14 protein-coding genes are annotated in these 15,361 nt (G+C 63.7%); 10 read left to right on the top strand and 4 right to left on the bottom strand.

Annotated elements, in window-relative coordinates; translation table 11 throughout:
- Positions 1 to 2 precede the first annotated feature (2 nt).
- Entirely contained in the window at positions 3 to 2,036 is a 2,034-nt protein-coding gene (locus CH306_RS13110; protein WP_094646821.1) for a prolyl oligopeptidase family serine peptidase, read from the bottom strand.
- A 115-nt stretch (positions 2,037 to 2,151) separates the two neighbouring features.
- On the opposite strand from CH306_RS13110, the gene lpdA reads away from it, so the two are divergent.
- Positions 2,152 to 3,567 (top strand): dihydrolipoyl dehydrogenase, encoded by a 1,416-nt coding sequence (gene lpdA, locus CH306_RS13115; RefSeq protein ID WP_032393809.1) that lies wholly within the window; start codon positions 2,152 to 2,154, stop codon positions 3,565 to 3,567.
- 77 nt (positions 3,568 to 3,644) lie between these two features.
- Here the strand turns inward: lpdA and CH306_RS13120 are convergent, their stop codons facing one another.
- Positions 3,645 to 4,694: a M48 family metallopeptidase gene (locus tag CH306_RS13120; RefSeq protein WP_094646822.1), complete on the bottom strand. Its 1,050-nt coding sequence runs from the start codon at positions 4,692 to 4,694 to the stop codon at positions 3,645 to 3,647.
- A 233-nt stretch (positions 4,695 to 4,927) separates the two neighbouring features.
- Here CH306_RS13120 and CH306_RS13125 point away from each other — a divergent pair, with 233 nt between their 5' ends.
- The 9 genes from CH306_RS13125 to CH306_RS13165 all read left to right on the top strand — a co-directional run bounded on the left by CH306_RS13125 (position 4,928) and on the right by CH306_RS13165 (position 13,350).
- Positions 4,928 to 5,770 carry an MlaE family ABC transporter permease gene (locus CH306_RS13125; protein WP_094629779.1) on the top strand — a complete coding sequence of 281 codons (843 nt, stop codon included), beginning with the start codon at positions 4,928 to 4,930 and terminating at the stop codon, positions 5,768 to 5,770.
- 94 nt (positions 5,771 to 5,864) lie between these two features.
- A complete protein-coding gene (locus CH306_RS13130) occupies positions 5,865 to 6,644 on the top strand; it encodes an ABC transporter permease (RefSeq protein WP_094629802.1) in 780 nt (259 codons plus the stop codon).
- A gap of 2 nt (positions 6,645 to 6,646) precedes the next feature.
- Positions 6,647 to 7,684, top strand: coding sequence for an MlaD family protein (locus CH306_RS13135; protein WP_032393812.1), 1,038 nt, complete (start codon positions 6,647 to 6,649; stop codon positions 7,682 to 7,684).
- A complete protein-coding gene (locus CH306_RS13140) occupies positions 7,681 to 8,688 on the top strand; it encodes an MlaD family protein (RefSeq protein ID WP_094646823.1) in 1,008 nt (335 codons plus the stop codon). The genes CH306_RS13135 and CH306_RS13140 overlap by 4 nt, the downstream gene beginning before the upstream one ends.
- Complete coding sequence (locus CH306_RS13145; protein ID WP_045200954.1) at positions 8,685 to 9,695, top strand: MlaD family protein; 1,011 nt, start codon at positions 8,685 to 8,687, stop codon at positions 9,693 to 9,695. The genes CH306_RS13140 and CH306_RS13145 overlap by 4 nt, the downstream gene beginning before the upstream one ends.
- Positions 9,695 to 10,804 (top strand): MCE family protein, encoded by a 1,110-nt coding sequence (locus CH306_RS13150; RefSeq protein WP_141214788.1) that lies wholly within the window; start codon positions 9,695 to 9,697, stop codon positions 10,802 to 10,804. Before CH306_RS13145 ends, CH306_RS13150 begins: the two co-directional genes overlap by 1 nt.
- Positions 10,795 to 11,838 (top strand): MlaD family protein, encoded by a 1,044-nt coding sequence (locus tag CH306_RS13155; protein ID WP_094646824.1) that lies wholly within the window; start codon positions 10,795 to 10,797, stop codon positions 11,836 to 11,838. The genes CH306_RS13150 and CH306_RS13155 overlap by 10 nt, the downstream gene beginning before the upstream one ends.
- The gene (locus CH306_RS13160; RefSeq protein WP_094646825.1) at positions 11,835 to 12,779 is read left to right on the top strand and encodes an MlaD family protein; all 945 of its coding nucleotides are present in this window, start codon (positions 11,835 to 11,837) and stop codon (positions 12,777 to 12,779) included. The genes CH306_RS13155 and CH306_RS13160 overlap by 4 nt, the downstream gene beginning before the upstream one ends.
- 55 nt (positions 12,780 to 12,834) lie before the next feature.
- On the top strand, positions 12,835 to 13,350 hold the full coding sequence (locus CH306_RS13165) for a hypothetical protein (RefSeq protein ID WP_141214787.1): 516 nt from the start codon (positions 12,835 to 12,837) through the stop codon (positions 13,348 to 13,350).
- Positions 13,351 to 13,357: 7 nt separating this feature from the next.
- On the opposite strand, the gene CH306_RS13170 is transcribed toward CH306_RS13165, so the two are convergent.
- On the bottom strand, positions 13,358 to 14,464 hold the full coding sequence (locus tag CH306_RS13170) for a DUF4873 domain-containing protein (protein ID WP_179272844.1): 1,107 nt from the start codon (positions 14,462 to 14,464) through the stop codon (positions 13,358 to 13,360).
- A complete protein-coding gene (locus CH306_RS13175; RefSeq protein ID WP_256980457.1) occupies positions 14,461 to 15,246 on the bottom strand; it encodes a TetR/AcrR family transcriptional regulator in 786 nt (261 codons plus the stop codon). Before CH306_RS13175 ends, CH306_RS13170 begins: the two co-directional genes overlap by 4 nt.
- Positions 15,247 to 15,361 lie beyond the last annotated feature (115 nt).

Genomic DNA, 15,361 nt, shown 5'->3' on the forward strand with positions numbered 1-15,361 from the left:
CGTCAGCTACGAGCGAGGTGTCGCCACAGAAACTCGTAGGTCAACGCGGTCTTGAACGCCAACTGCGCGTTGTCCGACGCCCCGCCGTGCCCACCTTCGATGTTCTCGTAGTAGCTGACGTCGTGGCCGAGTTCGGCCAATCGAGCCGCCATCTTGCGTGCATGTCCGGGATGGACGCGATCGTCGCGGGTCGACGTGGCGATCAGAATCGGCGGATACCGACGTTCGGATGCGGCGACGACGTTCTGGTACGGGGAGTACTGCGAGATGAACTCCCACTCGTCCGCGTCGTCGGGGTTGCCGTACTCGGCCACCCAGGACGCCCCCGCGAGCAACAGGTGGTACCGCTTCATGTCCAGCAGCGGGACCTGACATACCAACGCGCCGAACAGTTCCGGGTACTTCGTCACCATGATGCCCATCAACAGACCGCCGTTGCTCCCGCCTTGCGCGGCCAACTGCTCGGTGGTGGTGATGCCGCGGGTGACGAGGTCGCGCGCGACAGCGGCGAAGTCCTCGTGCACCAGATGGCGTCCGGCGCGCAGGACCTGGGTGTGCCAGGACGGCCCGTACTCTCCGCCGCCGCGGATGTTCGCGACGACGTAGGTGCCGCCACGTTCGAGCCACGCCCGTCCGGTCGCACCGCTGTAGCCGGGCGTCATCGAGATCTCGAAGCCGCCGTAACCGTAGAGCAGCGTCGGTCCGGGACCGGAATCGGCGCGTCGGACGACGAAGTAGGGGATGTCGGTACCGTCGTCGGACCGTGCGAAGAACTGTTCCACCGTCAGGCCGTCGGCGTCGAAGAACGCCGGAGCCTGCTTGAGAACTTCGAGTTCACCGCCCACGGTGCCCACCAGCAATGTCGCCGGAGTGAGATAGCCGGACGAGGAGAGGAAGAACTCGTCACCGTTCTCCTCGGCGTCGGTTCCGATGATCTCGGTGGAGGTCAGATCCGACAACCCGTCGATCGTGCCGGTTGCCCACTCCTTCTCGCCGGGGGTGAGGACGTGCAACTGCGTCCGTACGTCCTGCAAGGTCACCAGCAGCAGGTGATTCTCGGTCCAGGCGTACTGGTGCAGGGAGGTGTGCGCATCGGGAGCGAAGAGAACGGTGAGAGCGATCGTGCCGGAGACGAACTCGTCGAAATCCGCAGCGAGAAGTGCGCCGGCCGGATAGGTTTCGTCGCCCACCGCCCACGGCGTCATCGTGCGAACCAGCAACCAGTTCTCGTGCACCGAGGTCGACGCGTCGGTGGGCGTCGGGATCCGGGTCAACGTGGACCCGTCGAGCACGTAGGTCTCGGAGTTGTAGAAGTCGGTGGCGCGCTGGACGAAGTCGCGTTCGAAGCCGGGGGTGCGATCGTGCCAGGCGGAGATCGAGATGTCCTGTGCCGCACCCTCGTACACGGTCTCGGCCTCGTCGACCGAGGTACCGCGATGCCACCGCTTCGTGATGCGCGGATAGCCCGACTCGGTGAGCGAGCCCGGTCCGAAATCCGTTCCGACGAAGACGGTGTCAGCGTCGATCCACCCGATGTCCGTCTTTGCCTCGGGTAGGGCGAATCCGCCGTTCTCCGGGGCGCGGAAGGTGTGGGAGTCCAGATCGAACTCGCGGACCACCGTTGCATCGGCGCCGCCGCGAGAGAGCGTCACCAGAGCCAGCCGTTGATCGGGGCGCAGCACCTGAGCGCCACCCCACACCCAGTTCTCGTCCTCGCTCGCGGCCAGCGCATCGAGATCGAGCAGCACGTCCCACGCCGGATTCTCGGTTCGGTACTCGTCCATCGTGGTTCGACGCCACAGGCCGCGGACGTGTTCGGCGTCGCGCCAGAAGTTGTACAGAAATCGTCCGCGCCGACGGGCGTACGGAATGCGCGCGTCGGTGTCGAGAATTTCTCGGATGCTCGCCTCGGTGGCCTCGAACGCCGTCCCGCTCAGCGCCTCGACCGTCACCTCGTTCTTCTCGCGCACCCACGCGAGCGCAGCGTCGCCGGTGACGTCTTCGAGCCAGAGGTACGGGTCGTCCGAGATTGCCATTCCACAGTTCTAGCAGCACTCGGGCCGTCGGGGTGGTCGGCGCTCGCGTGGCTACCGGCTGGTAACGAAGACCAGGTCGAGACAGCGTCGGACGGCACGACTACGCTGGGGACTCGTGACCTCACACTATGACGTCGTTGTCCTCGGAGCCGGTCCCGGTGGGTACGTCGCTGCTATCCGCGCGGCACAACTCGGACTCAGCACTGCCATCATCGAGAAGAAGTACTGGGGCGGTGTGTGCCTGAATGTCGGCTGCATCCCCTCGAAGGCCCTTCTCCGTAACGCCGAGCTGGCGCACCTCTTCACCAAAGAGGCCAAGCTGTTCGGCATCTCGGGTGAAGCCTCCTTCGACTTCGGCGCAGCCTTCGATCGGAGCCGCAAGGTTGCCGACGGCCGCGTCAAGGGCATCCACTTCCTGATGAAGAAGAACAAGATCCCCGAGTACGACGGCAAGGGCACGTTCACCGATGCCAACACCATCGAGGTCGAGCTGACAAAGGGTGGTACCGAGACGATCACGTTCGACAACGCGATCATCGCGACGGGCAGCACCACCAAGCTGCTTCCCGGCACGGAACTGAGCGAGAACGTCGTCACGTACGAAGAGCAGATCATGACGAAGGATCTGCCGGGTTCGATCCTCATCGTCGGTGCCGGCGCGATCGGCATGGAGTTCGGCTACGTCCTCAAGAACTACGGAGTCGACGTCACCATCGTCGAGTTCCTCGATCGCGCGCTCCCCAACGAGGACAAGGACGTCTCGAAGGAAATCGAGAAGCAGTACAAGAAGCTCGGCGTCAAGGTCATCACCGGCGCAGGCGTGCAGAGCATCGACGACGACGGCTCCAAGGTCACCGTCGCGATCAAGCACAACAAGTCCGGTGAGAGCGAGACCTTCACCGTCGACAAGGTGATGCAGTCCGTCGGCTTCGCGCCTCGCGTCGAAGGATTCGGCCTGGAGAAGACCGGCGTCGAGCTCACCGATCGCGGTGCCATCGGCATCACGAACACGATGCAGACCAACGTGCCGCACATCTACGCCATCGGCGACGTCACCGCCAAGCTGCAGCTCGCCCACGTGGCCGAGGCCCAGGCCGTCGTGGCTGCCGAAACCATCGGCGGCGCAGAGACATTGCCGATCGACGACTACCGCATGATGCCGCGTGCGACGTTCTGCCAGCCGCAGGTCGCCAGCTTCGGTCTCACCGAGGACCAGGCCCGCGAGGAGGCTCAGGCCCGCGGGTCCGACATCAAGGTCGCGAACTTCCCGTTCGCCGCCAACGGCAAGGCACACGGACTGGGCGACGCCACCGGCTTCGTCAAGCTCATCGCCGACACCGAGCACGGCGAACTGCTCGGCGGTCACCTCATCGGACCGGACGTTTCCGAGCTGCTGCCCGAGCTGACCCTCGCCCAGAAATGGGATCTCACGGTCAACGAACTGGCACGCAACGTGCACACGCACCCGACGCTGTCGGAGGCACTGCAGGAGGCCATCCACGGCCTCGCGGGGCACATGATCAACTTCTGATCCCAGCCGAACGACGACGAGGGCGGCGACCACTTCGGTGGTCGCCGCCCTCGTCGTTCTTGGGTCCTGCTCCGGCGCTACGACTTTCGCCAGTGATCGAAGCGTCCCTTGATGTCCGACGCCACGTCGCCGATTCCGTTGCCGACGGCGTCGACGGCTCCGGTGAAGCCACTTCCGATGTCTCGCACCGTCTTGATCAGCGGGTCCTCGGAGGTGTCGAAGTTGTTCTTGTACGTGCGCGCTGCGTTACGGAACTCCTCCGAGACCTTGGCCTCGTGGTCGGTGGACCTGCGTGGGTAGTCGCCGCGAAGTACGGCCGCGTACTCGCCGTCGTCGACCCACTTCTTCAACTCTGCGGCGCGGAGCACCGAGAACGGGTGCGAGAGGAGTTCGAGATTGAGCAGCTTGAGTACGCCGTCGCGCAGATCTCCGCTGGCCTCGTACTCGGCGGCCTGAGCGAGGAAGGCATCGACGTCGATTTCGCTGATGCGTGCGCCGCCGGCCAGCTTCAATTGCACGCGGATCGCGGTGTGCACGTCCTGTCCGCACAGCAAACCTGCTCTGTCACCGGATAGTTCGGACTTTCGCTGCCATTCCATCAATCCTGCGATGACCGCGCGTAGGGCCCAGCCGCCCACCGGAACCCAGCCGACCGTGCCGGCGAGCCGCATCAGATGCACGAGCACGGTGCGATACACCGCGTGCCCGGACAGTGCGTGGCCCAGCTCGTGACCGACGACGAAACGCTGCTCCTCGTAGGTCATGATGTCGAGCATGCCCGTGGTCAGCACGATGAACGGGCGGTCCATTCCGATGGTGAACGCGTTGACCATCGGTGACTGCACGACGAACAACTCGGGTGTCTCCTCGGCACCGAGAATGTTCACGCAGTCGGTGCGCAGGTCGTTCAGGTCCTTGAACTGGCGCTCGTCGACGCGTACCGCTGTGGCGAGGTACATCAGGCGATGCTGCCGTTCGCGTAGCAGCCCGGACAGCGTGCGCAGAACGGTGTCGAAACCTTTGAGGGTGCGCAGGGTGACCAGCGCAGCTCGATCCGACGGGTGTTCCCACGTGCGAGAAGAGATGTCGGGGAATTCGATGCGGGTGCGATCCGGAGCGCTTGTCAATCTTTTCTCCCAGCGTCGATGAGAATCCAAAGTATCAGTAAAGCGGGGCGAGCGGTCCGTACTGGAGGCGCGCGACGGCCGTGCGACGCTGCGCGCACCCGAGCGCTCGGTCGCAACGGAACCTCAGGCAGCCCGGCCGAAGTCTGTGATTTCTCATAGGTCGGTAAGTGAGGAAAACGTCACTTGGTCGACTGTCGGCTGGTACTTTTCGTTTTCGGCGCGGGGGAGTCGCCATGAACACGAGTTTGGGGGGTGGGGAATTGTCGTCGCCCGTATCGACGCTCGCGCGCGTCAGCGACGGGGTTTCCGGTGGATTCAGGACGTTCGGCCAGACGTTGGAGCTGGGCGTACTGGCCTTCGTTCACCTCGTACGTGACATCGCCACGTTGCGGCATCCGTGGCGTGACACCGTCGACCAGGCCTGGTTCGTCGTCACCGTCACGGTCGTCCCAGCGGTACTGGTGTCGATTCCGTTCGGCGTCATCGTCTCCGTGCAGGTCGGCAGTCTCACCGATCAGATCGGCGCGACGTCCATCGCAGGTGCTGCAGGTGGTCTCGGGGTGATCCGCCAAGGGGCACCGATCGTCGCGGCTCTGTTGTTGGGCGGTGCCGCTGGGTCGGCGGTCGCAGCCGATCTGGGGGCGCGCACCATTCGCGACGAGATCGATGCTTTGTCGACGATGGGAATCGACCCGGTGCGCAGGCTCGTCGCGCCACGGCTTGCAGCCATCCTCCTGGTGGCACCGTTTCTGTGCATTCTGATCATCTTCATGGGTCTGGCCGCCGGCTACGCGATCAACATCGGTTTCCAGAGTGGCACGCCCGGCAGTTACATCAGCTCGTTCGCGAGCTTCGCCTCGGTGGCAGACCTCGTCGTCGCCCTGGTGAAGACCGAGATATTCGGGGTCATCGTCATCGTTGTTGCGTGCCACCGCGGTTTGTCCGCCTCGCACGGTCCTCGCGGGGTGGCCAACGCGGTCAATGCGTCCGTGGTGCTCGGTGTGGTGTCGGCGTTCGCGGTCAACGTCGTGATCACCCAGTTGGTCGCCATGTTCATGCCGCAGAGATTGGGCTGACGTGGCCACTCCCTCTCGATACACAGTGCACGGCACCGCTCATCTGACCCGCGGTGCCAGATACCTCGGACGTAAGCCGTTCGAGGTACTCGAGATGCTGGGCCATCAGCTGACGTTCTGCGTCAAGGTGCTCGTGGCGATACCTCACACGGTTCGTGCCTACCGACGTCAGATGCTGCTGATCCTCAGTGACATCACCTGGGGCAGTGGACGACTGATCGTCGGTGGCGGAACGGTGTCGGTTCTCGTCGTCCTGGGTGTCGCGGTGGGTGCATCCGTGGGAATCGAAGGGTTCAATTCACTGGGCATGGTGGGGATGGAGCCGCTGACGGGCTTCATCTCCGCGTACGCCAGCACTCGTGAGCTCGCCCCGATGATCGCGGCCATCGGGTTCGCGACGCAAGCAGGATGTCGGATGACGGCCGAGATCGGCGCAATGCGGATCTCCGAGGAGATCGACGCCCTCGAAGCTCAGGGAATCCAGTCGATGCCGTTCGTGGTGACCACCCGGGTGATCGCGGGAATCGTCACGATCGTGCCGCTCTATCTGCTGACGCTGATCCTGAGCTACCTGTCGTGCGCGTTCGTGGTCCGGGTCGTCGGTGGACAGTCGTCCGGCACCTACGACCACTACTTCAGTGCCTTTCTGCAACCGATCGACGTGCTGTTCTCCCTGCTCAAGGCTGCTGTGTTCGTCGTGACGATCATTCTGATCCACGGCTACCAGGGGTACTACGCCTCGGGCGGTCCGGAAGGTGTGGGGCGAGCGTCGGGCCGCGCCATCAGAGCCAGCCTCGTCGCGGTGGTGGTGCTGGACATGATCATGACCTTGGTTCTGTGGGGATTCGACTCGGGGATAAGGATTTCGGGGTAGAGATGGCAGTGTTCGATGATCTGACCGGTCGATCGGCCGGTCCTGCAACCCTTCGCATGCGCGGACTGGCGGTTGCTGTCGCCGCTGCCGTTCTCGCCTGCGGCCTCACCGCGTACGCGCGGGGTACCTTCGAGTCGCCCTTCGAACTCACGCTGGACGCGGCGTCGGTCGGCGACGGGCTCACCCCCGGCTCGGAGGTGAAGTTCCGGGGCCTGTCGATCGGCACGGTGGACCACATCGAGACCGTCGGCTTCGGCCATCAGAGGCTGGAACTGGAGATCGACCCGAGCCAGGCGGGCGAGCTGACCGACACCATGCAGGCCCAGTTCTCCTCGTCCAACGTATTCGGTTCCACTGCAATCGAATTGGTCTCCGACGGTACCGGCAATCCACTCGCCTCGAATTCGACCCTGGCAGTGTCGAGCGAACTGCGCGGTGCAACGGTGACCGGAGTGTTCCGGCGAGTCGCCGAACTGACCGAGGTACTCGACTCCGAACAAGTGCAGAACCTTCTCGATCTCATCGCGAACACGTCCGTCGAGGTGAGTCGAAACCTGAAGCCGTACTTCGATACTGCGCAAATGATGGCGAACAATCAGATCGATCCGCTCGCCTGGAAGCTGCACCGAGGGGCGGAACTCGGTGACGGTATCGCCAACTTGATTCCACCTCTTCTCGATCTGGTGGTGGGAGTGGTGGACAAGAGTGCGTACGTCGAAGCGCCCGCCGACAGGGCCAGGACCATCGCGGCCAACGACGGTCTGAGCGATCAGCTGATGGTTCCGGTGGGCGACCTGCTGAAGAAGAACAATCCGAACCTGACTCCGCTTCTGTCGACCGTGCTCGATCTGCTGGTGCCGATCACGGCATCGATCGGCACGTTCGCGCCCAGCTACAACAGGGTCCCGCAGGTGATCGACGGCATTTCCGACGCATTCCCCATCGTCGACGGCAAGCCGCAACTCCAGCTCGACCTGATAGTTCGGACCATGCCCAATCTGGCCGGAGCCGTTGCCGCGCACGAGGAGGCGAACGGGTGAAGAAGGTAACCGGACCTGTGCTCAAGTTGCTCGTCTTCTTCACGGTGACCGCGGTGTGCGCCGTGGTCATCGTGGCTGCACTCCGTACCCCGGTCGGTGGTCCGCTGTCGTCCTACGGCGCGGAGTTCGACGACGTATCGGGTCTGTACGTGGGCGACGATGTGCGCATGTCCGGGGTACAGATCGGCAAGGTCTCCTCGGTCGACCTCGACGGAGGCATTGCGCGCGTCGGATTCGAAATCGAGGACAGGCGACCGATTTTCGCGAACACTCAGGCAGCTGTCCGCTACCAGAACCTTCTCGGCCAGCGTTACGTCGAGTTGATCCAGAAGGATGCGGCTACCGGTGCTCCCCTGGCGTCGGGTGAGACGATCCCGGTGGATCGCACGATCCCGTCGTTCGATATTTCCACGCTGTTCAACGGATTCAAACCGATCTTCGACACGCTCGACACCGCACAGCTCAATCAGTTCACCGAGAACATTCTGCGCATGGTGCAGGGCGACGGGTCCGGCCTGGGTCCGGTGCTCCGCGACGTAGACCGCATCACCCAGTTCGCGGTTCAACGGGAGTCGATCATCGGCCTGCTCATCGACAATCTCGGCCAGATCTCGGATTCGATCGGCGGCCAGTCCTCCTCCGTAGCCGACCTGCTCGAACAACTACACGGTCTCGTGTCCAAGCTCAGTACACAGATGGACGGGGTCTTGGCCTCGTTGGATCAGGCGAACTACGGGCTCACACCGTTGGTCGGTTTGATGGAGGGACTGGAAAGCGCGTACGACAACAGTTATGCGCCGGTCGACGGAGCGCTGCGGCGAATGCTTCCGCAGACGGAACAGGTGACCGAGATGCTCGCCCTTGCCCCCGCATTGTTGACCGGCCTCAACGCGAGTATTCCCGCGCCGGGTGCCAAGACCTACACGTGTAGTCAGGGCCAACAAGATATCCCGGGGATCGGGCAGATCGTGCTCGGCGGACAGAATTTGGTGGTGTGTCGATGAAACGCGTGCTGCGCCGGGGCGTTCGTGACGAGCAGTCGGAGAACAAGACACATTTCTTCTGGGGTGCAGTCGGTGTCGCCTTCTCCTTGGTACTCCTCCTCGTCGCGGCCGTTCTGTACACGGTTCCGTTCGGCGATCGCACCTACACCGCCGAGTTCGGCTCGGCCGCAGGGGTGAAGCCCGGTGACGAAATCAGGATCGCCGGAATTCCCGTCGGCTCCGTGCGCTCGGTCGAGCTCGCGGGCGATCACGTCGATGTCGAATTCAGTGTTCGATCGGACGTTTTCGTGGGCGACGCATCGACGCTGACGGTCAAGTTGCTCACGCCGATCGGTGGTCATTACGTGATGCTCAGCTCTCATGGCGACGGCGCGCTCGACTCGGCACCGATTCCGTCGGAGCGGGTCGCGCTTCCGTACGAGCTGTCGGACGCGATCCAGCAGGCAACTCCGTTGGTCCGCGATATCGACGGACCGACGTTGCGACAGACCGTGGCCGAACTGGACCGGGCAGTGAGTACGCAGCCGCAGTCGACCCGTGCCATCGTGGACAATCTGTCCTCGCTCACCGACGTCATCGCGACCCGCTCCGAACAGCTCGAACGTGGGCTCGTGGTGTCGGACGAGTACGTCGGCGCGTTGGCAGCCGATCGAGTGATGCTCGTGGAGCTGGTTCACGAACTCGGCACCTTGACAAAGGGATTCGGAGACAAGCGCGCAGAAGTGGTCAATGCCTTCGACCTGCTCGGGCGGATGTTCAAGCTCTTCCATCGGCCTGTGGTCGCATTCGAGAAGGGGCTCGAGCCGTCGATCGTCCAGCTCGAGGAGATCACACAGAAGCTCTTCGCGCAGTTGGGTGATTTCGACGGGGCGATCACGACCATGAAGCAGAGTACGGACGGTCTCGCCGCACTGATCGGGGGCGGTCAAGGTCCGGTGATCGATCAGTCGCAGGACACGGTCGTCGGTGTCGGTGTCTGCATTCCGCTGCCGGGGAAGGCGTGCTGATGAGGCGCAGAATCGTGAAGGTCGCTGTGGCAGCGGCTGTGGTGATCACTCTCGTCGGTTCCGTCGCGTCGGCGACCGCCGTCATCGATTCCGGGGCGAGCAGCTCGTCGGTGTGCGCCGAGTTCACCGATACGGTCGGGTTGTACGAGGGCAATTCGGTCATGATGTTGGGTGTCGTCGTCGGGACGGTGACGCACATCGAGAACACCGACGCCTCCGTGATGGTCACGATGGATGTCGACGACAGCCTCGTGTTGCCTGCGGAAGTCGGTGCCGTGACACTGTCCAGTTCGATCGTCACCGACCGGCACGTGGAATTCACCGAGCCGTACACCGGCGGCGCCGAATTCGATCGCGCGCAGTGCATTCCTTTGGAACGCACCAGAACTCCGTTGGGAATCAGCGATACTCTCGATGCCGTATCGGGCCTCACTGCTGATCTGCTGGGCCCGGCCGACGCCGACGGCAAGCACGACGAAGTCCTGGGCGACACACTTCGTTCGGTCGACGGTTCGCTCCGTGGGTCCGGTGCCCAGCTGAACGAGAGTCTCCAGCAGTTGGCCCAGCTGGTCGGCGATCCGGCCGACCGAGACACCACCGTGCGACGCCTGATCGACAATCTCGACGGCCTCATCGACACGTTCGTGGTGAGCTGGCCCGAGGTGGCGAAACTACTCGACAACCTGAAGCGGGGAATGATCACGCTGTCGGAGTTCACCCAGTCGTTCGGGACCACGGTCGCTTTGACCACCGAATTCATGCCGCCACTCGCGCGCAACGTCGCGAAGTACGACGACAAGGTCTACGCATTTCTCGACCAGGCGGCCCCTGTGGTCGACGTCCTGCTCGGGCGAGTGGGCGATATCAAGGACATTCTCGAGCAGGTGCCGACCGTGGGGCAGAACCTGATGACGATGTACGACAACGATTCCAAGAGCGGGCGCCTGATCTACCACCCGCCACAGTTCGAGATCGACACCAACTCGCCGAACGAGGTCTGCGCTCTGCTCAACAAGTACCGCCCGACGTGTTCGGCCGATCAGCAACGAGGCGATGTCATCGACGTGGGATTGGTGCAGCTGGTACTCGGTTCGGCGGGATGGCGATGAGGCGCGCGGTGATCGGGCTGTGCTGTGTCGCTCTGCTGTCGGCGTGCAGCGTCGACCCGGCCGAACTACCGATTCCCGGCAGCTACGTGTCCGGTGAGAAATACTCGCTGAAGATCGAATTCGCCAGTGTGCTCAACCTTCCCGAGAAGGCCAAGGTCATCGTCGAGGGTGTCGATGCGGGCGTTCTCGACCGAGTAGACCTCGTCGGTTCGACCGCTGTCGCGACCGTCGATCTGTCGGCCGATGTTCAGCTGCCGACCGATACCGTCGCCGAGCTTCGACAGTCGTCGATCCTGGGCGAGATCTACATCTCGCTGCAACCGCCGTCCGACGCGAACGCGAGTGCGGGTTCGAGTTCGAGTTCGAGCGGGCCTTATCTTCGCGACGGTGACGTCATTCCCGTGGAGCGGACGGTACCGGCAGACAACGTCGAGGACGTGCTGCGAGGATTGTCGAACATCGTGACCGGCGGTCACTATCTGGAACTGCAGGAGGCGGTGAACAACGTCAATGCGGCCATTCCTCCGGACCCGGCCCAGGTCGACAAGATCAATTCCGCCGCTCGGGCTGCGCTGACCGACATCGGCGACAACACCGGCGAGATCGATCGGATACTCGCGGCGGCGGAGAGTGTGTCGAATACCGTTGTGACGCAACGTGACGGCGTCGAGCGTGTTCTCGAGCTGGGCCCGAGACGATCGGACGGGTTGTCCGAGGTCCTGTTCAGCGTCGTACACATGATCTTCATGCTGGGATACATGTCGCAGAACGTCGGTGACGTTCTCGCCGGCCCGTATCCGGAACTCAGAGGTGCCATCGACATCATCGCGCCTGCATTGATCACGATCTCGAACGCAGACACCACGGTGCCCATGAACATGGAGAAAGCGAACACCCTCTTGCGCGAGCGCCTCATCCCGTACTTCGAGTCCACTCCGAACATTGCGGTGCGGTCGGTGTCGACCGATCAGGGGGCCGGCGCATTGGCCGACGACATGATCGGGATCCTGCGCGGCATCGGTATCGTCCGATGAAGCGGGGCACACTCGTCTCCCTCGTGGCACTGACGGCCATGACCGTTGCGAGCATCGGGTACCTGGTCGTTGGCGTGCTCGACGTGAACCCGACCAGAACGATCGATCGTGTCGTGGTGCACATGGAATCCTCCGGCGGGCTGATGGATACCTCGCAGGTCACCTCGAGAGGCATCAAGGTGGGCCGGGTCGAGTCCATCGCGGTGGTGCCGGGCGGCCTCGACGTCACACTCGCGCTCGACGCCGCGAACCGGATCCCGGCCGACTCCGAGGTCGTGGTGGCAAACCTGTCCGCAGCAGGCGAGCAGTTCCTCGACCTTCGGCCTCGAAGCGTCGGAGGGCCGTATCTCACGGACGGAGATGTCCTCGGCAGCGATCACGTACGCCCGTCGGTCACCGTCAGCGAGGCCCTCAGCCTGGGTGATTCGCTCGCCTCGCAACTCGATACGAATGCCTTGAGGGGTTTGACCGATACCGCGTCGGCAGCCGTCGAAGGCCGTGGTGCGGATATCGATCGTCTCGTGGAGGCATTCCGATTCCTCGCAGCGACGTTGCGGGACAAGAGCGGAGAGATTCGTCGCCTGTACGACAATGCGCAACAAGGTGGGCGCCTCGCCTACGGATACGGTCCGGTGATGACCGACGCGGCACCGTGGGTCGGCGCGACGGGTTCGGGTGTGGCAAACCTGCTCGAGGGCTTCAACGACTACTCGTACGTCGGCGCGGACGTCTGGGACGATCCGCTGGGCAAGATCGGGCCGAAGATCGATCAGTACCTCACACCGCTGTCGCCCGACCTCGCACTGATAGCGACACTGCTCAAGCCGTACACCGCACCGATCAAGCCGATGCGGATCGACGCAGGCTCGATCGTCGACGTGATGCAGACCGTCTTCCCTCCCGGCGGGCCGGCGAGGCTTTCCGTAGAAATTCCGAACTGATTGGAGTGACCCCCTCATGGTCGAAGTAGAAGAATCCCGGACCGAGGAGACACCGGTGTCCGCCGAGACCCCCCGACGGCGCCGCATTCGGTGGTCCGTGGTCGCTGCCGCGGTACCGGGCATCGCGCTCGCGGCGGTGTTCGGAGTGCTGTGGCATTCCGCAGCAGGCGATCTGGCCGACGAGCGTGCGCACGATCAGGATCGACAGATGGCGTTGAACACCGCCACCGACTACACGGCGCGGTCGCTGACCTACGACTACCGCAACCTCGACGCGTTCTTCGACGGCGTCGACCAGGGCGCATCGCAGTCCCTGCAGGATCGCTACAGCGGAGTTCGTGAGGCCCTCACTGCCATCATGAACGAGTCCCAGGTGGTCGCCAACGGCGAGGTACTCTCTGCCGCAATCGATTCCGAGTCCGGAGGCGAGTACAAAGTGGCGGTGTTCGCGCAGCAGACCACGCAGAACGTGCAGCAACCGGACCCCGGCAAGGTGCCCAACCTCCTGCTCGTGACGGTCACCGAGCAGGACGGTCAGTGGATCGTCAGCGACTACGGCCCCAAGACCTGACCCGGGGTCAGGAAGCGTTCGTGGCGCTGACGAACTGGGCGAGCCCGCGCACCTCCTGTTCGATTTCGGTCATCCCACATGCCTCGAAGATCGACGTGAACTGCTCCTTCTCGAACATGCGGACCCCGATACGCCCCGACGCTGCACCCACCACCGACCGCACCGGAGCGGTCTCACGGCCGTAGCTCGTCATGATCGCGATTCGACCACCCGGCCGGAGCACACGGACCAATTCGTCGACCACGGTCAGCGGGTTCGGGATCAGGTACAGGGCGGCGAAGCAGCACACGGCGTCGAAAGTGTTGTCGGCGAACGGCAGTGACTGAGCATCACCGCGCATGTACGCGGCGTGGGGCCCGCGGTTGTCTCGAACGGCCCGGCGAATCATCTGCTCCGAGATGTCGAATCCGATGGCGATGCCGTCTCCGCTCAGGTGCTCCGACAGGTTCCTGGTGAAGTTTCCCGGTCCCGATGCCACGTCCAGCACCTTCATGTCGCCGGTCAGTCGCAGGTCCGAGGCGGCCTTGGCGCGTTCGGCGGACATGGACAGGCCACCGACCCCCATCATGGCGATACCGGCGGGACGCCAGAGCTTTTCGTAGATCGAGGCAACCAGGCTGTTGTTCATCGCCTTGCTCGCGGTGGTCGGTGACGGCGCAGGCGTACCGCCGAGCAGTTCCACGTAGCCCTCGGTCGTGTCCGCGCTCGCGCGGAATTCGGGTTCGAGCAGTGCCGCCGCTCTCGCGAGCGCTCGGTCCTCGGCCGATGGTGTGCTTGCGGCCGGTGTGTCGTCACAGTCTTTCTCGGGTTCGAGCGGGTAGGGCGGATTTCCTTTGCCCTGCAGCCGGTATCGACCCCAGAAGTCCACGTCGCCCACCGTGACGGGTGCGGTACCGCTGTCGGTGCTCAGCAGGCCCTTGCGGCTACTGGCCGCGGCCTCCATGAATTCCTGGAGTCCTTCGTGTGGCCGGACGCGTCCGTACCAACGGAAGATGCCGTCGATGGGTTGGGAGTGCCCGCGCAGATCGATCCGGACGTCGAATTCGGCCGCCGGATCGTCGAACGTCAATGTGGCAGGACCGCGGTAGTCGGGCTTGCCGGAGAGATCACTCACGGGTTTCCTCTTCCCTCCTCGCGTACGAACGCGACATGCATGGGTTGATCGGATTCGATGCGGACGCCGACGAGCGCACACGAGGATTCGACGATCCCCCGCACGATGGCTGCCAGATGGGCGGTGAAAGCTTCTATCGGTATGACGAGCTCGTGGTCGTCCGAACTGCCGAGCCACCAGTCCGTGGCGGTGGCCACCGCGCCGAATGCAGAATAGGAAACCATCTCGACCGTCGAATTGTCCACTGCTGGTCCGTGAATGGCACCGGCGAGCATCTGAGCAACCGTGTCGGATGCGGCACGCGCAGAGGCCAGCGCTGGGTCCGTTGCGGACTCGGTCGTGGTCTGCCGGCCACTCGTGCGGGCCAGGAAGTGGCCGTGGACGAGAAATCGGAACAGGTTGGGATGTTCCGACACGACTGCCGCGTATCCGGCGGCGCTGCGATCGATGAGGTCGGTCACCGAATCCTCGAACAGGTTGACCGTGCCGACTATCCGATCCCACAGCATCTGTTGCACGTGCTCGACGATGGCCGAGTACAGATCGGACCGGTCGGCGAAGTGTCGATAGAGCTTGGGTTTGGCGGTACCGGCCGCTTTCGCGATATCGCCCATGCTGACGCTCGGGCCGTGCACGTCGATCGCGACCAGTGCCGCCGCGACGAACTTCCGTCGCACCTCGAGGCGGTGTTCGCGCCAGCGTTCGGTGCGAGCATCGATCTTCTTGCACGGGGTCGAGTGCCGCCCATCCTCGGGGTTGACACGTCCGGTGAGTTGAACCACACTCGACACAGTACCTACTACCGCCGGTACTGGCTACCGCGAGTTCGGGGTAGTCGGAAGGGCCGGGGGGCCGTCGATCACAAGGGGGATCGGTTGTGAAGCGTGCAATTGTCGA

This window comes from Rhodococcus sp. 15-725-2-2b (assembly GCF_002259075.1).
GTDB lineage: Bacteria > Actinomycetota > Actinomycetes > Mycobacteriales > Mycobacteriaceae > Rhodococcoides.